The 21,590-nt window shown below is 62.8% G+C and carries 15 protein-coding genes and 1 tRNA gene; 7 read left to right on the top strand and 9 right to left on the bottom strand.

Annotated features, from left to right (window positions below):
- Positions 1–108: 108 nt before the first annotated feature.
- The gene (locus tag ACOOE2_RS09835; protein ID WP_420382834.1) at positions 109–1,947 is read left to right on the top strand and encodes a phosphoenolpyruvate carboxykinase (GTP); all 1,839 of its coding nucleotides are present in this window, start codon (positions 109–111) and stop codon (positions 1,945–1,947) included.
- Complete coding sequence (locus ACOOE2_RS09830; RefSeq protein WP_420382833.1) at positions 1,944–3,242, top strand: alpha/beta hydrolase family protein; 1,299 nt, start codon at positions 1,944–1,946, stop codon at positions 3,240–3,242. The genes ACOOE2_RS09835 and ACOOE2_RS09830 overlap by 4 nt, the downstream gene beginning before the upstream one ends.
- Before the next feature lie 277 nt (positions 3,243–3,519).
- Here the strand turns inward: ACOOE2_RS09830 and ACOOE2_RS09825 are convergent, their stop codons facing one another.
- Both ACOOE2_RS09825 and ACOOE2_RS09820 read right to left on the bottom strand, forming a co-directional pair.
- Positions 3,520–5,922 (bottom strand): HAD family hydrolase, encoded by a 2,403-nt coding sequence (locus ACOOE2_RS09825; protein ID WP_420382832.1) that lies wholly within the window; start codon positions 5,920–5,922, stop codon positions 3,520–3,522.
- Positions 5,919–6,050 (bottom strand): hypothetical protein, encoded by a 132-nt coding sequence (locus ACOOE2_RS09820; RefSeq protein ID WP_420382831.1) that lies wholly within the window; start codon positions 6,048–6,050, stop codon positions 5,919–5,921. Before ACOOE2_RS09820 ends, ACOOE2_RS09825 begins: the two co-directional genes overlap by 4 nt.
- A gap of 196 nt (positions 6,051–6,246) precedes the next feature.
- Here ACOOE2_RS09820 and ACOOE2_RS09815 point away from each other — a divergent pair, with 196 nt between their 5' ends.
- From ACOOE2_RS09815 to ACOOE2_RS09800, 4 genes are all read left to right on the top strand, one after another.
- Positions 6,247–8,223, top strand: coding sequence for a hypothetical protein (locus ACOOE2_RS09815; protein ID WP_420382830.1), 1,977 nt, complete (start codon positions 6,247–6,249; stop codon positions 8,221–8,223).
- 148 nt (positions 8,224–8,371) lie between these two features.
- Positions 8,372–9,379: an MBL fold metallo-hydrolase gene (locus ACOOE2_RS09810; RefSeq protein WP_420382829.1), complete on the top strand. Its 1,008-nt coding sequence runs from the start codon at positions 8,372–8,374 to the stop codon at positions 9,377–9,379.
- A gap of 156 nt (positions 9,380–9,535) precedes the next feature.
- On the top strand, positions 9,536–13,615 hold the full coding sequence (locus ACOOE2_RS09805; RefSeq protein ID WP_420382828.1) for a beta strand repeat-containing protein: 4,080 nt from the start codon (positions 9,536–9,538) through the stop codon (positions 13,613–13,615).
- A 403-nt stretch (positions 13,616–14,018) separates the two neighbouring features.
- On the top strand, positions 14,019–15,011 hold the full coding sequence (locus ACOOE2_RS09800) for a diguanylate cyclase domain-containing protein (RefSeq protein ID WP_420382827.1): 993 nt from the start codon (positions 14,019–14,021) through the stop codon (positions 15,009–15,011).
- Positions 15,012–15,043: 32 nt separating this feature from the next.
- Here the strand turns inward: ACOOE2_RS09800 and ACOOE2_RS09795 are convergent, their stop codons facing one another.
- From ACOOE2_RS09795 to grxC, 5 genes are all read right to left on the bottom strand, one after another.
- The gene (locus tag ACOOE2_RS09795; RefSeq protein ID WP_420382826.1) at positions 15,044–16,759 is read right to left on the bottom strand and encodes a GMC family oxidoreductase; all 1,716 of its coding nucleotides are present in this window, start codon (positions 16,757–16,759) and stop codon (positions 15,044–15,046) included.
- A gap of 147 nt (positions 16,760–16,906) precedes the next feature.
- Positions 16,907–16,983: transfer RNA gene (locus ACOOE2_RS09790), tRNA-Arg, on the bottom strand.
- A gap of 63 nt (positions 16,984–17,046) precedes the next feature.
- Positions 17,047–17,547 (bottom strand): DUF1178 family protein, encoded by a 501-nt coding sequence (locus ACOOE2_RS09785; protein ID WP_420382825.1) that lies wholly within the window; start codon positions 17,545–17,547, stop codon positions 17,047–17,049.
- Positions 17,544–18,386, bottom strand: coding sequence for a carbon-nitrogen hydrolase family protein (locus tag ACOOE2_RS09780; protein WP_420382824.1), 843 nt, complete (start codon positions 18,384–18,386; stop codon positions 17,544–17,546). The genes ACOOE2_RS09785 and ACOOE2_RS09780 overlap by 4 nt, the downstream gene beginning before the upstream one ends.
- On the bottom strand, positions 18,383–18,655 hold the full coding sequence (grxC, locus tag ACOOE2_RS09775) for a glutaredoxin 3 (protein ID WP_420382823.1): 273 nt from the start codon (positions 18,653–18,655) through the stop codon (positions 18,383–18,385). Before grxC ends, ACOOE2_RS09780 begins: the two co-directional genes overlap by 4 nt.
- Positions 18,656–18,804: 149 nt before the next feature.
- On the opposite strand from grxC, the gene ACOOE2_RS09770 reads away from it, so the two are divergent.
- Positions 18,805–19,272 carry an Hsp20 family protein gene (locus ACOOE2_RS09770; RefSeq protein ID WP_420382822.1) on the top strand — a complete coding sequence of 156 codons (468 nt, stop codon included), beginning with the start codon at positions 18,805–18,807 and terminating at the stop codon, positions 19,270–19,272.
- A gap of 79 nt (positions 19,273–19,351) precedes the next feature.
- Here the strand turns inward: ACOOE2_RS09770 and ACOOE2_RS09765 are convergent, their stop codons facing one another.
- Entirely contained in the window at positions 19,352–19,693 is a 342-nt protein-coding gene (locus tag ACOOE2_RS09765) for a GIY-YIG nuclease family protein (protein WP_420382821.1), read from the bottom strand.
- 56 nt (positions 19,694–19,749) lie between these two features.
- The gene (locus ACOOE2_RS09760; RefSeq protein WP_420382820.1) at positions 19,750–21,381 is read right to left on the bottom strand and encodes a CTP synthase; all 1,632 of its coding nucleotides are present in this window, start codon (positions 21,379–21,381) and stop codon (positions 19,750–19,752) included.
- Positions 21,382–21,590 lie beyond the last annotated feature (209 nt).

Below are 21,590 nucleotides of genomic sequence, written 5' to 3'. Positions count from 1 at the left end.
GGCTTGTGCCCGGCCTCAGGACGCGGCAACGTGCGTCTGATTGCTCCCGGAATCTGTGTCCCCCACAAGGATTCTGCTGCGAGTGCATACGTATGTTGAGGCTGAACGATGAATCAGATTGCTTCCACCTTGTCCACGCCCGCAGGCTTTGCAGCCGGCCCCACGCGCCATGGCGCGCTCAACGCCTGGGTCGCGGATATCGCCGCGCTGACGACACCTGCCGCCGTCGTGTGGTGTGACGGATCGCAGGAAGAGTGGGACCGGCTTTCGGCCGAACTGATCGCCGCCGGCACGCTGATCCCGCTGAATCCCGAACTGCGCCCCGGCAGCTTCCTCGCCCGGTCCGATCCGCGCGACGTCGCCCGCGTGGAAAGCCGCACGTTCATCTGTTCCGAACACGAAGCCGATGCCGGCCCGACCAACAACTGGCGCGATCCGGCCGAAACCCGCGCCACCATGGCGGGGCTGTTTGCCGGTGCGATGGCCGGGCGCACGATGTATGTCGTGCCGTTCTGCATGGGTCCGCTCGGGTCCAAAGGCAGCGTGATCGGTGTCGAAATTACCGACAGCGCCTATGTCGTGCTGTCGATGCGCACGATGGCGCGGATGGGCACGGCGGCGTTGCAGGAACTGGGCGAAGACGGGTTCTTCGTGCCTTGTGTCCACTCGGTCGGCGCACCGCTCGCGCAGGGCGAAGCGGACGTGTCGTGGCCGTGCAACGACGACAAATGGATCGTGCACTATCCCGAAACGCGCGAAATCTGGTCGTACGGTTCGGGCTATGGCGGCAACGCGCTGCTCGGCAAGAAATGCCTGGCGCTGCGCATCGCCAGCGTTATGGCGCGCGACCAGGGCTGGCTGGCCGAACATATGCTGATCCTAAAAGTCACGCCGCCCACCGCCGAGGCACGCTATATCGCCGCGGCCTTCCCCTCGGCCTGCGGCAAGACCAACATGGCGATGCTGCAATCGACACTGCCCGGCTGGGTCGTCGAAACCGTGGGCGATGACATCGCGTGGATGCGCCTTGGCGACGATGGCCGGTTGTATGCGGTCAATCCTGAAGCCGGCTTTTTCGGTGTTGCACCCGGCACCGGCCCTGATACCAATCGCAACGCGATCGACACGCTGACGCACGATACGATTTTCACGAACTGCGCGCTTACCGCCGACGGCGACGTCTGGTGGGAGGGTATGACCGATACGCCGCCGGAAGGCCTGATCGATTGGCGCGGCCAGCCGTGGGATCCGGCCAGCGGCCTGCTCGCCGCACACCCCAATGCGCGCTTTACTGTGCCTGCGGGCCAATGCCCGTCGATCGCGCCAGAATGGGATGATCCTGCCGGCGTGCCGATCAGCGCGATCCTGTTCGGCGGCCGCCGCGCCACCAACGTGCCGCTGGTGACCGAAGCGTTCGATTGGGACCACGGCGTCTATCTCGCCGCCAACCTGGCATCCGAAGGGACGGCAGCGGCGGAAACCAGGATCGGCACGCTGCGCCGCGATCCATTCGCGATGCTGCCGTTCTGCGGCTATGACATGGGCCGCTATTTCGCGCACTGGATCAACCTGGCCAAGACCGCGCCCGAGGGCGGCGTCAATCTGCCGCGCGTGTTCCTGGTCAACTGGTTCCGCAAGAGCGCCGCGGGCAAATTCCTGTGGCCCGGCTATGGCGACAATATCCGCGTGATCAAATGGATCGTCGACCGTATCGACGGCAAGGCACAGGCGCGCGACAGCGTGATCGGGCGCGTGCCGCTCGATGGCGATCTCGATCTGGCCGGGCTGTCGCTCAGCGATGCAGCCTTTGCCGAACTGATGACGGTCGATGCCGCCGCCTGGCGCGAAGAGGCCGCCGCCAATGGCCGCGATCTCGAAAAATTTGGCGATCTGCCTGCCGAACTGGCCGAACAGCAGCGCAAGCTGGAAGCGCGGGTGGCGGCATGAAGCATCTTGGCGTTGCCGCACTCGCGCTGATCGGTGCGGTCTGCGCGGGCGGAGGGGCCATGGCCCAACCACCGAGCGTACCCGGGATCGACGCGCCCGAACTGGCGGCGCTCGGACCCGATGCGGCCGGCACGACCATGCGGATCTTCGATGTGCACGACCGGCTCGACCCGCTGGCCTCGCTGGTCGCCGGGCACGAAGTGCATGCCGATCGCGTGATCCGGATGCGCGTATGGTACCCCGCGCATGCCAAGCCGGGCGCAACGCCGGTTACGTATTCGGCCACGCTGACCAATGAAAAAGGCACCGTGCCGCTGACGACTGCGTTTACCGTGCCCGGCATTGCCTATGCCGATGCGGTGCCCGCAGGCGAGCATTTTCCGCTGATCGTGCTCAGCCATGGCTATAACAACGACCCGGTCATGCTGTCGTGGCTGGCCGAAAACCTGGCGACCAAGGGCTATGTCGTGGTCGCGCCCGAACATCGTGATCCACCGATCTGGGACCGGGCGACGATCCCTGCCGCATTGCTGACCCGCCCGCTCGATATCGTCGATTGCATCAATGCGGTGAAAGCCGGATGGCTGGGCAAACTGACCGACCCGTCGCGCATCGCGCTCGTCGGGTATTCGATGGGCGGATACGGCGTGCTGACCGTGGCAGGCGCCCGGCTCGATCCCAAAAGCGCCGCCGTCATGAAAAACCCGGCCTCGCTGGTCGCGGATTATACCGGCAAACTTGCGTCAAAACTGGTCGTGCCGGGCCTGCGCGCGGTCGTGGCCATCTCGCCCGCCGGCGGCCCGCCGTGGAACGCCTGGGGCACAGGTCTCGAAGGCGTGACGGCGCCCTTGCTGGTCATCGTCGGCAGCCATGACCGCACGGTCGGCTATGACCCTGGCGTAGCCCAGGTCTTTGCCGGCGCGACGCACGCCGATCGCCACATGCTGGTCTTCGTCAACGCTGCGCACAGCATCGGCACCAACCCGACACCGCCCGAAATGCTGACCAGCATCTGGAACCAGGGCTGGTTTGCCGATGCGGTCTGGCGCAAGGAGCGCATCAACGCGATTGCAACGCATTTCATCACTGCGTTCCTGGATGACCACGTCAAGGGTGAAACCGCGAAAGGCAGCTATCTCGATGTCCCCTCACCCGCATCCGACCCCGGCGGCTGGACCGGCGAAGACGGCGGGCATTACGCCGCGATGAGCAAGGGCGGCACCAATCCGACGTGGAAAGGCTTCTGGCGCGGGCAGCAGGACGGCCTGATCCTGGAGCATCGCAAGGCACAGTGACGGTAAATCCTCCCCGTCCCGGCTACGGGGTTCACACAAGTCTTTTAACCATCTGTTTTCAAACAACATCCGCTCATGCTGAGCCTGTCGAAGCACACGCGCTGACGCCCGCCGAGCAGGGAACAAAACTGCGCAAATTCATGCGTCGCGCGCGTCCTTAGCTTCGCTGGCCTTCGGCCGACAGGCTCAGGATGAGCGGGGTTGCTTTTTTGGGCGCTCACGCGACGTGTGTGAATGCCGTAGCCCGTCCGGTGGAGGATTTGGCGCCCGCTCGCTCTCAAACTCCCAGCACCCGGTACACCATCACCAGCATCAGATCATCGACATCGCTCATCGCCGGCGGCTGCAACAGCGCAAACGCATAGGCCGACTGGCACTGCCACAAGCGCGGCGCATATTCGACGATCCCGTCGAGCAACGGCGCCACCGCCGTTTCGCGCGAGGCCATGTTGGGCCGGGTATGCAGATATTCGCACGTCGGCACCGCGATGATCGTCTCGACTTCGATATGATGCCCCGCCGCGCCGATCTGCACCGCAACCGGATAGCGTTCACGTCCCAGCGGAATGCACACCGCATGAAACCCGTCGTGCGTCGGCCGCGCCGAACACACCCCCTGCACTTCGCCTTCGGGCTTGGCCAGCACCACCGGCACCGTCGCGCCGCCATCGCCGACATCACCGAACGTCATCTCCGATCCGAACCGGATCGACGCGAAATTGGCCAGCCGCACCGGCATGCCTTCGTCCGCCAGTTCGGCCGGCACAAACATCCGCCGCGTGCCCTTCTGATAGATCAATCCTTTCTGGCGTAGCCCGCGCCGCGCAGCCGCCTTGTCGAACAGAGCGACCGTCTGGTCGGAGCCCAGGTTCAGATCGTGTTCGAACGCGGTGATCGTGGCGATTTCGGATTGCAGCGGCAGGAACATCAGCCGGGTCATCGCCGCGGCACACGCCTCGCGCCAATGCCGGTCATGATCGTCCGCAACACCCGCGCGGATCGACGCATCGCCCTGATGCCGCAGGAAATCGATACACCCTGCCTGGATCTGTTCGCGGATTTCGCCCTGCCCCGGCTTGATACTGTTCGCCGCGCGGATCGGCGTGCCATCATCGGCATAGTCGATTACCGAGCCGATCGCGGTCGTCGACAGCTGTTCCAGCACCGCGACATTGCCGACCATCGTATCGAGCGCGACATGATCGAGATGCCGCTGGTCGATCAGCCCGCGCTTGTCGAGCCCCGAAACTTCGGTCTCGCGCAGCAACAGATAGCGCCCCGCGACAGTGACTTTCAATTCGGCGGCCAGCACCGGCCCGATCAGGCTCTGCACCGACCCGTTATAGCCCAGATCGACCAGCATCAGCGTATCGCCGGGCGCGGGATCGACCGCGCGACGAATATGCGCGATCAGGCGTGCGCGCAGGGCGCGCGCATCGGCGACGATCCGGCGGCGGTTTGCCGGATCGAGGCACCATTGCTCCAGCGCCGCGCGCGCGGGCACCGGCGCCAGCGTGCCGCAGACCCGCTCGACCGTCGCATCGTCGAGCCGCAGCAACCGGCCCAGCGCCGGCGCCGTCGTCAGCGCCTGGTCCGCCAGCAGCCGGATGAGCGCGGCATCGCCGGTGATGCTGGCAAATGTCGCGGTCAGCCGGCTGATTTCGATATCATGCGCGCTGTTGGTCGCACCGATCGCGTGGTGGACGCGCATCGGCAGAAACCCGTCGCGCATCATGAACAACCAGTGCACTTGCCCGCCATCGTTCGCCAGCACGGTCGCTTCCTGGCGCAACCAGGTGTCAAACCCGAAAAACAACGGCCCGAGCACGCCCTGCCCCAGCCGGCGCGCAGGATTGCTTTCCTGCGGGCTCCCCAGCGCCAGCGCGGCGCGGTGCGGTTGCGGGTGCGTCAGTACGCCGTGCCCGACCCCGAACAGCATCGTCGCGATCGTGCTTTCCATCCGCAATTGCTTGGCCACGTCGGGCTCGAACTGCACCAGATGCACGGTGTGCACGCCAAACGGACGCACGCCGATGACATCGGCCTTGTGATTGTCGCCGATATGCAGGATCTGGTCCGGCCGCGCTTTCACCCGCGCCAGCACATCCTGGTACAGGCCTGCGGATTTGGGCCGGCCAAAACTCGACGAGCAGAACACCTGGTCGATCAGCGCGGCGACATCCGCGCCTGCCGCATCACCGATCAGCTGCAGCAATTGCCGCTGATCGAAGTAGGTGTCCGACACGATGATCACTTTTATCTTGCGCCACCGCGCCTCGCGCATCAGCGCCACGACCGGGGCAAACGCATGACAATGACGCGTCTCGGCAGCCAGCTCGGCGGCAATGGCAAGACCTCGCGCGCGGGTATCGGCACGCGGCATGATCGCGCCGTAAATCATGTCGAGCGACACATCGAGCACACCCCGCGCCGCCTTTGCCAACTGGCGCGCCCGGCTTTCGCCCGCCATGCGCTGCGACGGCAGGACACCCGGCAGCGCGGCAAACACATCGGTCGGCGCATGGCTGTCGCGCCACAACAGCGTGTCGAAGCAATCGAGGCTGAGCATGGTGACACCGGGATAGCGATCGAGCAGGCCCGCCAGCTCATGCGGCGCGCAGGCGCCATCTGGCTGGACGGCAGCGGCCACAAATGCCGCCGCAGGCATCGGCGCGCTCATGCCGCCACCCGCGCGGCTTCACGCGCAACCCATGCCCCGAACGTCGCCACGGACTTGATCCGGGATCCCGCTGCCTCGCCGCCCTTGCGCAGCCAAATCACCGGTTCATCACGATCAAACTTCGCCATTCCACGCACCCCCGAATACTGCCCGCATCACCGATCGGGCACCTGTGGGGATTAACGCGAGCATGGTTAATCCGCGTGGGCCCAGCGAATACGCAACGCCACCTAGCCAAGCGACGGCGCGCGCATTGACACGGGTTGGGCGGCCCCATAGCGTAACGGGAATTGCAGGACGCGCCTGAAATTCGGGGAACTGTTGATGGCCGATCAAGGCGATGTCCGCGATAGCGATGGCGCTTCAACGGTAGGCATTACCCGCCTCGCCGTGGGGTTTGCTCAAGGCATCGCGGCCTGGCTATTGCTTGAGCTGGCGGCCCCGACCTGGCGCATGAACATCCAGGGCAAGCCCGCGGCGCAATTGTGGTGGTCACAGCAGCATCCAATATGGTTCGCCAGCCTGAGCCTGCTGGCCGCATTCATACCGGTGTTGGCACTCGCAGAAATCGGCCGGATGCGCGCCCGCCCCCTGGCGATCTACCTCGTGGCGGCGGCGACAATGCTGGCTGCGCTGGTCGGGTATCACATGTGGAGCGACCCGGTCGATAATACGTTTAACGGTGCATCCCCGCGCATCTGGCCGTCGGCCAGTTTCATATTTTGCACAGGCCTCGGCACATTCATCGTCAACCAGTTGATCGAACACCGCGCACGCCGCCACAGCCTGTTTACTGAATATGCCGCGCATTTCGAAGACAGCTGGATGCGCGGGTTCCAGTTCGTGATCTCGCTGGTGTTCACGCTGCTGGTGTGGGGCGTGCTGGAACTTGGCAGCGCTTTGTTCAATCTCATTCACGTCGAATGGTTTGGCCGCATGATCGATCACAACTGGTTCCGCTGTCCCGCGCTGGCGATTGCTTTTGCGGCATCGGTCCAGATCACCGATGTGCGCACCGCGCTGGTCACCGGCATGCGCAATCTGGGCCTGACGCTGCTGTCATGGCTGTTGCCTTTGGTGGTAGCACTGGGCTGCGCGTTTCTGGTTGCGCTGGGCTTCACCGGCCTGACGCCGTTGTGGGGCACGCGCTTTGCGGCTTCGATGCTGCTGTGGGCGGTTGTGGTGACGCTCGTGCTGGTCAATGCCGCCTACAAGGATGGCGATCCGGCGCATTTGCCCGTCTTGCCGATCCGGGTTGCAGGCCGGATTGCCGGGCCGATGATGCTGATCCTGACGCTGTTGGCCACTTACGCGATCATTCTGCGCGTGGGGCAGCATGGCTGGACTCCGGCGCGCGTGCGATCCTTTGCGATCGGGTTGATCGCGTTGATCTATGGCGTCGGGTACACCTGGGCCAATGTCGGGCGCACGCCGTGGCTCAAACGGCTCGAGCAGATCAATGTCATCGCCAGCCTGGCGATCCTGGCGACACTCGTTCTTCTGTTTTCGCCGCTGGCCGATCCGGGCCGGCTGGCGGTCGACAGCCAGGTCGCGCGGTTGAAATCGGGCGCCGTTGCCTCATCGCAATTCGACTATCAGTTCCTGCGGTTTGATGCCGGTCGGTATGGCACCGATGCACTTGCGGTGATGACCACGGATCGCAATGCGGACATCGCGTCACGCGCGCGCCAGGCGCAGGCGACGGCCGAAAAAAGCTATCGGCAAACCATCGATCCCGCCACGACGGAACCGGCGCTGTCGCATGTTACGGTCTATCCTCAGGGTGAAACGCTACCCGCAGACTTCGTTGCCAAGAACATCGCCGATGGCGCATTGTATGGCCCGAGCGACTGTTTGCGTAATGGCAGCCCGTGCGACATCATTGTCTGGAAGGGCGCGGTACAAGGGTCTCCGTTGCTGATAATCAGGAGCAGCGGACCTTCGGACGATGCTGAAAACAGCAAACTCACGCGCAGATCAGCGAAGCCTGCGAACGTGGCGTTTTCGCCCTTCATCCCGGTATTCGGCCGCGGGACCGATGGCCAATGGCGCAACGTCGGTACGATCGGTCGCATAAACTGTTCAGGCATCATGGACTCCCTGCGCAAAGGCGCCGCCCGATCGGTCAGGCCGGCGCACGATGATCTGCAGGTGAATGGCGTAACGCTCAAATTCAACCCGAACGATAGCGAAGCAGAAGCTTGCCCGGCACAGGCACCATCTCCGAACACACCAGTGCCGAAAACGCCTGTCGAGGCTCGTGCGCCTGCTCGCATGGGTCCGGCTTTTGGCAATCCCTGACCGTCATTCGCACCGGATGAGTTGCGCAGGCATTGCCTGGGGCCGCGCCAGTGTCCTGCTGGTTTTTGGTCATGCAGCCCGGGATTGGCCAAATAATGACGAAAGTTCGATTAACTCATTCGGGTTGCATGCGAGCATTGGGGTTTTCATGAACATTATTCCGGCACTCAGGACCGCTGCTCTGCTGATCCTGCTATGCGCTGGCGCCGCGGCGCACGCGGCCGCGATCAACATGCGCGTTTTCACCATCAACGATCACCTTTGGTGCTTCTACGACGGGCGCCCCCCACAGGCGCAGGTCGATCCGGCGGATCACAACTGGGCGGATTTCGGCGCCAACAACGTCGGCGTTGCGACCTATGTCATCCACCAGGGTGATCGCGCGCTGGTCTACGATACCTTTCCCAGCGTGCGACAGGCGCAATGGGTGCGCGATTATCTGACGCGCGCGGGCATCCGCCATTTCGTCACGGTCAACAGCCACTGGCACCTCGACCATGTCGGCGGCAATGCCGTCTATGCCGACAGCGACCGGATCGCGACCGCCCGCACCCGGCAGACCCTGATCGCCCACAAGGCCGCGATCGAAAGCGGCAGGGACGAAGGCCCGCCGGCGATCGACCCGCTGGTGATCCCCAACCTGACGATCACCGCCGACACGACCTATTTCGTCGGCGACATCACAGTCGAATTGCGTCCGGTCCAGATCCATTCCGCCGACGGGTTGGTGATCTATCTGCCTGGCGATCGCGTGCTGCTGGCCGGTGACACGCTGGAAGACACGGTGACCTTCATTTCGGAACCCGCAAGCATTCCCGACCAATACCGCAACCTGCTGGCCATGCGCGGATGGGGCTTTGACCGCATCTATCCCAACCACGGCAACCCCGATGTCATTGCCAAGGGCGGCTACCCCCTCGCCCTGATCGACACCACCCGCGCCTATCTGCGCCGCATGGTCGAACACGCGCACGATCCCGATTACCTGACCCAGCCGATCGGGCCGTACATCGCCGACGCGGTCAAGGCCGGCACCATCAGCCTGTGGTGGGCATATGTCGATGCGCACCGGGCGAACCTGGCCAAAGTGTCCGGCGCCTACAAGGATCGGCCGCTACCGGATCTGGGGCCGATAACCGCGCCCGCGGGCGAATGACGACAAACGTCTGATCCGGCACGACCACGGCTTGCAAACGTCATCCCGGCTGTGCATGGTCCGGCCGGACGAAAGATTCTTGCCGAGCAAACCCTACTGCGTGCGCCCTCTTCGCGTCGTCAGGGGACGCGGCGATATGGTTTGGGAGATGCGGCGATGGCACAAGATACTCAGGCAAATCCAGGCACGCTGATCGTCGGTCAGACACTGACCGCGACGACCGGGACGCCATCGACCTCCCAATATTTTGCCGTCGAACTGACCGCCGGCACGACCTACGATTTTACAGTGGCAGGTCTTGCGCCATATTCGGATGAAGTGGTGGCGACTACGGAAGACGATTTTTCCGGGAACTTCGCAGGTGCGGACGCTTCTAGCGGATCGGGGAACGCTGTCGAAAACTTAACCGCGGATACAACCGGAATTTATTATGTATCAATCAACAATTCGGACAATCAGCTTCGCACCTATACCCTCACTGCAACAGTGGTTTCTAACAGTTATACTCTCGCCAACCCCACCACGTTGACCATCGGAAAGACGACCAACGCTTCGATCGAAAGTGCCAACAATACCAATTGGTTTGAAATCAACCTGCAAGCTGGCCATACCTACAACTTTGTTGTGAGCGGCCTTGGTAATGAAGCCTACCTGAACATCGAGCCGCTCGCAAAGGCATCCGATCTGGGCCATGCGGTCGAAGCTGTCACGATGAGCACCGGCGTTATAAATTACAATTTTACTGCCGATACAACTGGGACTTATGCGGTAGAGCTTACAGAACGTTCTGGCGTCTCGAATGTGGCTTATACTATCGCCGCAAACAATGCTGTCGATAGTTACACACTGGCAAACCCCGGCGCATTGACGGTAGGCGGATCGGTCAATGCCTCGATAGAAAACCAAGACGACGCGGACTGGTTCGCAATTTCGCTTGTGGCGGGCGACACCTACACTTTCAGCGAAAGCGGGCTATCACCGGGCGTAACGCTCGCGGTCTATGCGGCTACAGATGCCGGCGATACGCCCCTTGAATTCGAGGGCTCGAACGCCGCCTCCGCAGGGGCTGTGACAACTACGTTTACCGCTACAACAACCGGCATATATGACGTTATGGTCCGCGACAACGTCGCCAATATTCCATATACGCTTTCTGCCAGTCTCCAGCCTACCACCCCCGGCACTTTCTATTTCAGCCCCTACCAGGACACGATCACCATTTCGTCCCCATCGCTGGTCCCGGCGAATTCAAAGTTTATCAGCGATGGAAACAGGGACGCGATTGCCGTTGCCACCGGCAATGCTCCGACCACTCCCGTGGACCTAAGCACTGCGACGATCGTAGGCGTCACCGCAATCACCGACAACGACACGACCTTTACGAAAGGCGATTACGGCGTCCTCCTCAGTACGACCGAAATGGGAGCGATCAAATATTTCAACGGATCGTATGGTGTGGTGGGTGATGGGAACCCAGATTTCTATAACGACTATACCACCAACTACTCGATAACGAACATCGGCACGAGCGCATTTACGCTGGCCTCAGACGTCGCGTACTTTAACATTTATCCCGACATAGGCACTTCGGCAACGATCTGGATGGCAGACACCGACCAGGTCGTGTCGGTCGGAGATTTTGCCAATACAGTCTATGGTGGCGCGGGTAACGATGTTGATTTTCTTGGTGCCGGGCTCAACAAATTTTATGGCGGCACGGGCAACGATACAATAGTGCTGTTTGCTGAGGACATAAATAACAGTCCAGGTTTTCCCGCTGGCCAGGTGTTCGACGGCGGATCCGGACGCAACGAGATCTTGCTCAATACGTCCAATCAAAATCCTGTCGGATACAGCGTGGATTTTACCAGCGATACCCTGACCAACATCCAGACGCTTGCCGCATGGGAAAGGACGGCAACGTCGATCACCTCCGCCACGATCAGCGCGGCGCAGTTCGCCGAAATAACCAATTTTTCCGGCGACATCACTGTCGCTGGGGTAACGAATGTCAGCCTGGCCGGCAAATCAAGCGTCGGCCCGGGAACGGTCACCGATCTTATCGGGCCGATCAATCCCTACACGATCGGCGCAGTCTTCGTGGCCACCGCGGGGCAGACGATCGATGCAAGCCAGGCAGCGGTCAATCCCAATGGCCCCGGCTGGACACTGCAGGCTGCGGCCACGGGTACCAGCACGCTGATCGCATCTGCGGGCAACGACACGCTCGACGCTTACGCAACCGGCGCGACGCTCGACGGCGGTGCGGGTACCGATACGTTCAACCTCACGATGAACGACGCGGCGGGCGCCACGACGGCGGTTACCGATACGATCACGGGCACATCGGCGCACAATGCGCTGACGCTTTCCGGGAATTCTGCCGGCGACACCATCGACCTGACCGGCGCGCATCTGACGGGTGTCCAGGCGCTGATCCTCGAGACCAACGCCACGGTCAAGCTGACGACAGAACAGCTCGCCGCCTTCACCGACGGGATCAACGGCATCGCCAACACGGCGTTGGGCAATATCCCCCAGCTGACCACTTTTGCCATCACCGACGCCGGCACCGTCTCGCCCATGGCCTATGGCAATGCCGGCGCAGCGCTGACCTTTGTGTTGTCCGATAATGGCAACACGCTCGATCTGCGCAAGTTCGGGGGCTCGGTATCCAAGATCATCGGCGGCGCGGGCACGGACGTGATCTATCTGGCCGCACAGAATGCCGCCAACACGATCATCCAGACCGGCAGCGGCACCACGACGATCTATGCTGGCGCGTACCCGGTCACTGTCACCGGCGGCAATGGCCAGACCACATACGTGGCGTCCGGCAATGAAGCCGCAAGCACGATCACCGAGAGCGCCAGCGGGGTGGCGCTGTTCGGCCCATCGGGCAGCGTCGCGCAATTGAACGGTGTCCAGACCATCCAATTCGCCGACGGCTCAGTCAATTTGTCCGCAACCACCGTCGCGCTGAACGGTGGCAACAATACACTGCTGGCGAACGCCGGCCAGACGTTTGCCTTGTCCGGCACAGCCAACAACTGGGACAGCGTGACCGGCTCGGGCGCCACATTCAATCTGTCGTCCGCGCAGGCGGCGCTGATCGGCAGCGGCAATGCCATCGCCTTTACCGGCGGCACGGGCAATGCAGTCGGGCTGTACGACACGGCCGGCACCTGGGACTCGGTTACGGCATCGAGCGGCGACACGGTCTACCTGACCAATGCGCAGGCGGCCGTGACAGGCGGCGGCGCCGCAATCAGCTTTGCCGGTGGCGCCGGCAACGTCGTGGGATTGTACAACACCGGCGGCACGTGGGACAGCGTCTACGCACCCGGCGGCGACCTGGTCTACCTGACCAGCGCGCAGGCCGCGGTCGCGGGCGGCGGCAACAACATCAGCTTCGCTGGTGGCACCGGCAATGTTGTGGGGCTCTACAACACCGGTGGCGCATGGGATTCGATCTATGCGCCCAGTGGCGGGACGATCTATCTGACCAGTGCACAAGCGGCAGTCGCCGGCGGTGGCGACACGATCAGCTTTGCCGGCGGCAGCGGAAACATCGTCGGGCTCTACAACACCGGCGGCACGTGGGATTCGGTCTGGGCGCCAGGCGGCGAGACCATCTACATGACCAGCGCGCAGGCGGCGATCACCGGGGGCGGCAACGCGATCAGCTTTGCCGGCGGTTCGGGCAACGTCGTCGGACTCTATACCACCGGCGGCACCGCCGACACGGTCTGGGCACCGGGCGGGGAAACGGTCGACCTGACCAGCGCGCAAGCCGTGATCACCGGCGGCGGCGACACGATCGGCTTCAGCGGCGGCAGCGGCAATGTCGCGACGTTGCAGGGTACCAACGGCACCTGGGATACGGTATGGGGCTCGGGCGGCACGATCGACCTGGTCAGCGCGCAAGCCACGATCATGAACAGCGGCAACACTGCAAACCTTTCGGGCAACAGCAGTATCGGCCTCGACGCCGGCAACCAGACCCTGGCGTTCTCCCCCGGCATCGGCGGCCAGGATACGGTGATCGGATTCGGCTCTGGCGACGTGATCCAGCTCGGTGCCAGCACGTTCCAGAACTACAGCTATCTGCTGAACTCGGGCGACCTCACCCAGCAGGGTTCGGACACGGTGATCACGCTCGATGCCAATGATACCATCCGGTTGACCGGCGTAACTGCGTCCAGCCTGACCAGTGCCAATTTTCACTTCGTTTGAATTGGCGCTGGTCAGGCGGTTATTATGGTAAGTGGATCAGACAGGCCAAGCTTTTTTGCGTGGTCGCCCGCACGGACGAGCGCACCACCGGTGCCTCGTCCCGGTCACCCATTTTCACGAACAAGCCGCCAGGCATAAACCGCTCACGGGCAAAAAGACGGGCCACTGGTTTCGTTCCCCTCGCGCCTGGTCGCGGCCTGTCCCAGTCAGTTGATGGCTGTTGCACGAGAATCGCCGCGTCGATCGGCGGGGTCACACCCTTTATAGCGCCGGAGGAGGCTTGCTCCTGCGCAGCAAAAGCCACCGTTACGACACGACATGAGTCCCGCATGGCGCCGTTCACGCTACTGCTTGTTAGGATTTCCCCGGTATAGGCTACGACCCTGGAATTGAGGGGCATGCGATGCTGCATCAGGTAATTGGCATGCAGGATGCCGCCGCCGTGAAGTGTGATGTCAACGCGCTTTTTGCTCAGGCGTTTGTGCAGGCCGGCATCGGGGCGTGGACATGCGATCTGGCCGATAACACGCTCGCCTGGACACCGGGTGTCTATGATATCTTCGGCCTGGCCAAAACCGATCGGGTTGATCGACGCGATATCGTCAAGCTTTACGACGATCAATCGCGCGAAATCATGGAGCGGTTGCGCGCCGAGGCAATCATGCACGGACGCCCGTTCGAAATGGAGGCACAGATCGTACGCCCCGACGGTCAGCGCCGCTGGATGCGGCTGCGCGCTGATGTCGTCCGCGAAAATGGACGACATTCGCGGCTGTTCGGGCTGAAACAGGATATTACCGACGAAAAGCAGCGATGGGACGCGCTGCGCAGCCTTGCCGAGCGTGATCCCCTGACGGGCTTGGCGAACCGGGCTCGGTACGAAGACCTTTTCCTGAACGGCTCGCGCGCGCAACCGGGCGTCACCCCGCTCGGTGCTCTACTCTTGATCGATCTCGACAATTTCAAGCAGATCAATGATCAATTCGGTCATGCTGCCGGTGATGCCTGCCTGAAAATGGTCGGGCAGCGGCTGGCGTCAGCATTTGCCGATGCGCCGCTCGTCGCACGCATCGGCGGTGACGAATTTGCTGTGCTGTCACACGCCGACACTTCACCGCCTGCGCTCAAGTCCCAGGTTGCCCGGTTGCTGGCAAGCCTTGCCCGGCCAATCGCATGGCAGGGCCAAACCCTAGTCCTGGGTGCGTCGGCAGGGATCGGGTTTGCACCAGATCCGTACTGCTATGACGCAGACGACCTGTTCGCGATTGCCGACAAAGCGCTTTATGCTGCCAAGGGCGCTGGCCGGAACGCCATCATTGTGGGTAATGCCCAAATACGGGCTTTCCCGCACGACTTCGGCTTGGAGATTGGCGCGCGCCATGGAATCCAGCCATAAACATCACAATGCGGCAGCCGGGCTCGTGCCGATCACCGTCCATGGAGAATCAGATCGGCGGCTTTCTCCGCAATCATCATGGTCGCGGCGTTGGTGTTGCCGCTGACGATCGTCGGCATGATCGAGGCATCGGCAACCCGCAATCCGTCGACACCGCGCACGCGCAACGCCGCGTCGACCACAGCACCCGGATCATCTGCGGCCCCCATCCGGCAGGTGCCCACGGGATGGAAGATTGTCGCGGCATGATCGCGTGTCCACGCATCGACCATGGCATCCTCGGTCACGCCGGGCCCGGGATCGACCTCATCGATGCGCCAGGGCGCAAGCGCAGGCTGCGCGCCAATGTGACGCGCGATCCGCACCGCCGCTCGCAGCGTGGCCATATCGCCGGGCGTTGCGAGATGATTGGGATGGATGGCAGGTGCATCGAACGGGTCTGCCGAACGCAACGTCACTTCGCCGCGACTTTCGGGGTGAAGCGCGATCATGTCGATCGAAAACCCGTCGAACGGGCGCATGCCCTTTTGCCCGTGATTGAACATCGCACCCGGAATGAACTGGATCTGCAGGTCCGGCCGGTCAAGTTCGGGACGGCTACGTACAAATCCGCCCGATTCCAGCGAATTTTCGGCGCCGAGCCCGTCGCGCCGCAGCAGGTAGCGCAAGCCGATCAGGCCTGCGCGAAAACCTTTGGTCCGCGACCACAACAACGGCAGGCGCGACGTGTAAGTGACCGCAATATCCACATGATCCTGCAGATTGCGCCCGACGCCGGGCAATGCGGCAACCAGTGGTATGCCCAGCGCCGACAGGCGTTCGGGATCGCCGATGCCCGAAAGACCCAGGATCTGGGGTGATTGCAGAGTACCGGCACACAGCACGACCTCGCCTTTCACCGCGATCCGCCGCTTCACCCGGTCCTTGCCCTGCGCATAGTCGATCGCGACGACCCGGCCCTGCTCGACCACGATCGCGGTCACATGGACATTCGTGCCCGCGACCAGGTTGGGGCGGGACAATGCGGGTTCGAGGAATGCACGCCGCGCGCCGGCACGTTTGCCGCCCTCGATATTGACCTGATAGCGGCCAACCCCATCCTGTACCGCACCGTTGAAATCGGATGTTTCGGGGTAACCCGCCTCGACGCCGGCCGCGATGAATGCGGGGTAGATCGGTTCGCGCGATTTCCCGAAGCGGACATGCAACGGTCCGCCGCTGCCGTGATAGGCATTTTCGCCATCGGGCCCGTCCTCGGACTTGCGAAAATAGGGCAGCACATCGTCATAGCCCCAACCGCGCATGCCCATTTGCGCCCATTGGTTGAAATCGGCCGCGTTGCCACGGACATACAGCATGCCGTTGATCGAAGACGAGCCGCCCCAGCCCTTGCCCCGCGGCACGAACATGCGCCGTCCACCCAGTGCCTCGACCGGTTCGGACTCAAACGCCCAGTTGCTGGCATTGGGGCCGCGCATCAAGGTGGCCATACCCGCCGGCATGACGTTCAGCAGGCCGGTGTTACGCCCGCCCGCCTCCAGCATCACGACCTGGTTGCGCGGGTCGGCACTCAGCCGGTTGGCCAGCACGCAGCCAGCCGATCCGCCGCCGATGATGACATAGTCGGCGCTTTCGGGGATGACCTGCGCCATCAGGCCGTTCCCGCCGTCGTCAGATCCCGGGGACGCGATGGCACCGATCGTCTGGTCCAGCTCATTGGCATTGCTCCTCACCCCGATGGTGCGCAAGGTTGGCTCCTCACGCTCCTGGCAGGGCTAAACCTGCCCATCGGAATACCGAATACGCAATTTTTCGTCCAAATATACCGATTTTATTGCCAAGGCCGCAACTTTACCCGGCTTTTGCGTAATGGGCCCAGCCCTCCCGCCAAGAAATGGTGCGCCCGACGGGATTCGAACCCATGGCCCCCAGATTAGGAATCTGGTGCTCTATCCTGCTGAGCTACGGGCGCCCCGGTCGTTCCATAAGACGGTTGGCGGCGCGGTGCAATGCTCGCAGCGACCGGCGCGGACGTTCAGTTCAGGTCTTCGGGCGGAGCGATCGGGAACAGGATCGGGGCGATGGACACGCCTTCCTCGTGGAGGGCTTGCGCTTCTTGCGGCGTCGCTTCGCCGTGGATCGGGGCGGCGTCGGTTTCGCCGTAGTGCATCGCGCGGGCGTTGTCGGCAAAGCGTTTGCCCACCCATGTCGAGGTTTTCAGCGCTTCGGCCTGAATTTTCGCAATGGCTTTGAGCGCGGCGACAGCTTGGGGAGGGAGCGGCGTGTTCGCATGGGCGGCTGGCGCGGGCGCAGGCGTTGGCGCTGCGGGCAGAACAGTCTGGCGTGCCGGCTCGGTGTGCTGATTGGATTTGCGGCCGATGTTGGGCGCGCTGATCGCACGGGCGACGTCGGCACTGTTGCACATCGGGCAGGCGATCAGCCCGCGTGCCTGCTGCTCGGCAAAATCATCGGATGATCCGAACCAGCCTTCGAAACGGTGGCCGTTGGTCCTGCATTCGAGGTCGAAAACGATCATGCGCTCAGTTGGGGTATCGGGCGCCGGTTGACAAGGCTGGGGACCTGGCGGCGCACATCGTCCGTCCGCGCGCGATCGAGCATGGCAAAGCCCAATCCGGGCGACGTGCCCATGTCGAGCAGGACTTCCCCCCAGGGGTCGACCACCAGCGAATGGCCGTAGGTTTCGCGGCCATCGGCGTGGACGCCGGTCTGTGCCGGCGAGATGACATACGCGCTGGATTCGATCGCGCGCGCGCGTTGCAGCACGTGCCAGTGCGGCACGCCGGTGGGCACAGTGAATGCCGCCGGGATCGTGATCGCGTCGCATTTGCGTGCGCTCAATTCGTTGAACAGCGCGGGGAAGCGCAAGTCGTAGCAGATCGCCAGGCCGAGTTTGCCGACCGGGCATTCGACTGTCACCACCTGTTCGCCCGGCCGGTAGGCGGCGGATTCACGCCAGCTTTCACCGGTGGCCAGGTCGACATCGAACATGTGGATCTTGTCATAGCGCGCCACGATTGCGCCGGTGGGGTCGATCACGAAGGCGCGGTTGGCGAACCGGCCCTCGCCATCCCCGTCCGCCAGCACCGGCAACGATCCGACATGCAGCCAGATACCTGCCTGCGCCGCCGCATCGCGCAAGGTCGCCAAAGTCGGGCAATCGGCCTCCAACACAATGTGTTCGCGCGCGCGCTTGCGATCGCGATCGAGCAAGCCGGCCATTTCCGGCGTGAACAGCATCGCTGCGCCCTCGCCCGCCGCGCGCGACACCGCGTCGGCCATCGTCGCGGCATTGGCGGCAGGATCGATGCCGCTGGTCATCTGCAACAGCGCAATTTTCACACAAGGCGTGCTCATTTGCCGAGCAAGGCCGCCAGCTCACCCTTGGCATTCAGCGCCATCAGCTCGTCGCAGCCGCCGATCGGCTTACCGTCGATGAAAATCTGCGGCACCGTATTAGCGCCAGGAGCGCGCTCCTGCATTTCGGCGCGTTTCGGGCCGCCCATCGTGGTGTCGTATTCGACATAGGCAATGCCGTTGTGCTCGAACAGCGCCTTGGCGCGCGAGCAATAGGGGCAGCCCCATTTGGTGTAGATTTCGACGTGGGGGCTCGCAGATTCTGTCATTTTTTCCTCTTGAATTCAGGATCGGCCACCACACATGACGCATCGGATCACGCGCCGCAAGCCGGGCATGATCCAACCTATGGTCGGTGTGGACGCCAAACAAGGGTTCGCATCGGCAACTGCACATTGCTCTAACGCGAGGATATGCCATGACCAGTCTTGATTTTACCCCCTACCGTCGGACCACTGTCGGTTTCGATCGTCTGTTCGACCTTCTGGAACGCCAGGCGCGCGCACAGACCGGGGACAATTACCCTCCGTTCAACATCGAGCGTCGCGGCAATGACCAGTACCGTATCACGCTTGCCGTCGCCGGATTCAAATCCGACGAAATCGACATCACTGCGCAGCAGAACCTGCTCGTGGTGAAAGGGAACAGGGCCGAGCCCGAATCCGATGTCGCGCAATTCCTGCACGTGGGTATTGCCAACCGCGGGTTCGAACGCCGGTTTGAACTGGCCGATTTCGTGCGCGTCGACAATGCCGAACTGGCCGACGGTCTGCTCTCGATCGACCTGGTGCGCGAAGTGCCCGAGGCGATGAAGCCGAAGAAAGTGCTGATCGGTGGCCAGAAGCCGCTGGCGGTGATCGACGGCGGTACCAGCGCTGCGGCGTAATTGCTGTTGTAGTGTAAAGTGACGGGGCGGATCGGCGACGGTCCGCCCTTTTTTCGAATGTGTTCACAAACTCAACCCCTCACTCGTCATTCCTGCGAACGCAGGAATCCAGGGGCAACAGTTCGAATCCATAATCCGTTGCGAGATCGCGCCAGTCGGGGTTGACCGTTTCAATCAGGTCGAGTTTCCATCCGCGTTTCCACGCCTTAAGACGCTTTTCTCGTAAGATGGCGGATTCCATTGTTGGATGCGCTTCAAACCAGACCAGCATTTTGACATCATGAGCCGCAGTGAAACTGCCAGGCTGGCCGTTGCGATGTTGCGAGATGCGTTGCAGCAGGTTTGACGTGACTCCTACATACAGCGTGCCGTTGCGGCGCGAGGCCAGCAGGTAGACCGTCGGGGATATTTCGCGTGGCATCGAGGCGTCGCTACTGGATTCCTGCGTTCGCAGGAATGACGACAAAAAACGCGTAGTTACACAAGCCGCGCCTGTTTCACCGCCGCGCTGATGAAATCTCTGAACAGCGGGTGCGGGTCGAGCGGGCGGCTTTTTAGTTCGGGGTGGAACTGCACGCCGATGAACCACGGGTGGTCGGGACGCTCGACGATTTCGGGCAGCAGGCCGTCGGGTGACATGCCCGAGAACACCAGGCCGCCGGCTTCGAGCGGGGCGCGGTAGGCGGCGTTGACTTCGTAGCGGTGGCGGTGGCGTTCGCTGATCGTGGTGGCGCCATAGACCGACGCAACGCGGCTGTTGCCACTGAGCTGCGCCTCATAGGCGCCCAGGCGCATCGTCCCGCCAAGGTCGCCGCCTTCGGCGCGGGTTTGCAGGCCCTCGGGCGTCATCCATTCGGTGATGATGCCCACGACCGGGTCGGCGGGCGTACCGAATTCGGTCGAGCCGGCGCCGGCGATACCGGCGGTGTTGCGCGCACCTTCGACGCAGGCCATCTGCATCCCCAGGCAAATGCCGAAGAACGGCACGCCGCGTTCGCGTGCGAAACGGACCGAGGCGATCTTGCCCTCGGTGCCGCGTTCGCCAAAGCCGCCGGGCACGAGGATGCCGTGCATCGGTTCGAGCTGCGCGGTGATTTCGGCATCGCCCTGTTCAAACAGTTCGGCGTCGATCCAGCGGATGTTGACTTTGACCTTGTTGGCCAAGCCCCCGTGGACGAGCGCCTCGTTCAAGGATTTGTACGCATCGGGCAGGCCGACGTATTTGCCGACGACGCCGATCGTCACTTCGCCTTCGGGATTGTGAAAGCGGTCGATGATGTCTTTCCAGCGGTCGAGCCCGGGCTCGGGCGCGGTCAGGCCGAAATGGCGCAGGACTTCGTTGTCGAGCCCTTCGAGGTGGTATTGCAACGGCACCGAATAGATGCTGCTGGCATCGAGCGCGGGGATCACCGCCGATTTGCGCACATTGCAGAACAGCGCGATCTTGGCGCGATCGCTTTCGGGCAGCGGTTTTTCGCAGCGGCACAGCAGGATGTCGGGCTGGATGCCCAGGCCCGTCAGCTCGCGCACCGAATGCTGGGTCGGCTTGGTCTTCAGCTCGCCGGCTGCCGCGATGTAGGGCACCAGCGTCACGTGGACGAAACAGCTACCTTCGCGGCCCATTTCGTTGTGCAGCTGGCGCAGCGCCTCGATGAACGGCAGGCCTTCGATATCGCCGACCGTACCGCCGATTTCGCACAACACGAAATCGAGATCGTCGGTTTCGGCCTGCGCGAATTCCTTAATCGCGTCGGTCACATGCGGGATCACCTGCACTGTGGCGCCCAGGTAATCGCCGCGCCGTTCGCGGATGATGATGTCGCGATAGATGCGGCCCGAGGTGATGTTGTCGGCCTGGCGCGCGGAAACGCCGGTAAAGCGTTCGTAATGGCCAAGGTCGAGATCAGTCTCGGCGCCGTCGTCGGTCACATAGACTTCGCCGTGCTGATAGGGGCTCATCGTGCCGGGATCGACGTTCAGGTAAGGGTCGAACTTGCGGATGCGCACGCGATATCCGCGCGCCTGCAGCAGCGCCGCAAGGCTTGCCGCCATCAGACCTTTGCCGAGCGAGGAGACCACGCCGCCGGTGATAAATATGTACCGCGCCATGGGAGTTGAGCCTTAATGTCCAAGGTTACAGGGGTGCAAGCGAACTTGCGGGAATATCCCCCGCAATCCGCATTTACCCCCAAAAGTCATGAATGATCGGGCCGAATCCGTCGGCACAAAGTTCAGTCGCAGCGAACGGGGCGGTTATGGCCGCGCTTGCGATTCGCTCAATGATCAGCCCGGTAGCAAACGCCGTGCCGACCGGGACA

This window comes from Novosphingobium sp. (assembly GCF_965214355.1).
In the GTDB taxonomy this organism is placed as follows: Bacteria; Pseudomonadota; Alphaproteobacteria; order Sphingomonadales; family Sphingomonadaceae; genus Novosphingobium.
This window is presented reverse-complemented; position numbering and strand designations above follow the sequence as displayed.

Excerpts from the sequence above, each read along its gene's own strand:
- ACOOE2_RS09835 (WP_420382834.1), top strand. The coding sequence starts at position 109 with ATGAATCAGATTGCTTCCACCTTGTCCACGCCCGCAGGCTTTGCAGCC.
- ACOOE2_RS09830 (WP_420382833.1), top strand. The coding sequence starts at position 1,944 with ATGAAGCATCTTGGCGTTGCCGCACTCGCGCTGATCGGTGCGGTCTGC.
- ACOOE2_RS09825 (WP_420382832.1), bottom strand. The coding sequence starts at position 5,922 with ATGAGCGCGCCGATGCCTGCGGCGGCATTTGTGGCCGCTGCCGTCCAG.
- ACOOE2_RS09820 (WP_420382831.1), bottom strand. The coding sequence starts at position 6,050 with ATGGCGAAGTTTGATCGTGATGAACCGGTGATTTGGCTGCGCAAGGGC.
- ACOOE2_RS09815 (WP_420382830.1), top strand. The coding sequence starts at position 6,247 with ATGGCCGATCAAGGCGATGTCCGCGATAGCGATGGCGCTTCAACGGTA.
- ACOOE2_RS09810 (WP_420382829.1), top strand. The coding sequence starts at position 8,372 with ATGAACATTATTCCGGCACTCAGGACCGCTGCTCTGCTGATCCTGCTA.
- ACOOE2_RS09805 (WP_420382828.1), top strand. The coding sequence starts at position 9,536 with ATGGCACAAGATACTCAGGCAAATCCAGGCACGCTGATCGTCGGTCAG.
- ACOOE2_RS09800 (WP_420382827.1), top strand. The coding sequence starts at position 14,019 with ATGCTGCATCAGGTAATTGGCATGCAGGATGCCGCCGCCGTGAAGTGT.
- ACOOE2_RS09785 (WP_420382825.1), bottom strand. The coding sequence starts at position 17,547 with ATGATCGTTTTCGACCTCGAATGCAGGACCAACGGCCACCGTTTCGAA.
- ACOOE2_RS09780 (WP_420382824.1), bottom strand. The coding sequence starts at position 18,386 with ATGAGCACGCCTTGTGTGAAAATTGCGCTGTTGCAGATGACCAGCGGC.
- grxC (WP_420382823.1), bottom strand. The coding sequence starts at position 18,655 with ATGACAGAATCTGCGAGCCCCCACGTCGAAATCTACACCAAATGGGGC.
- ACOOE2_RS09770 (WP_420382822.1), top strand. The coding sequence starts at position 18,805 with ATGACCAGTCTTGATTTTACCCCCTACCGTCGGACCACTGTCGGTTTC.
- ACOOE2_RS09765 (WP_420382821.1), bottom strand. The coding sequence starts at position 19,693 with ATGCCACGCGAAATATCCCCGACGGTCTACCTGCTGGCCTCGCGCCGC.
- ACOOE2_RS09760 (WP_420382820.1), bottom strand. The coding sequence starts at position 21,381 with ATGGCGCGGTACATATTTATCACCGGCGGCGTGGTCTCCTCGCTCGGC.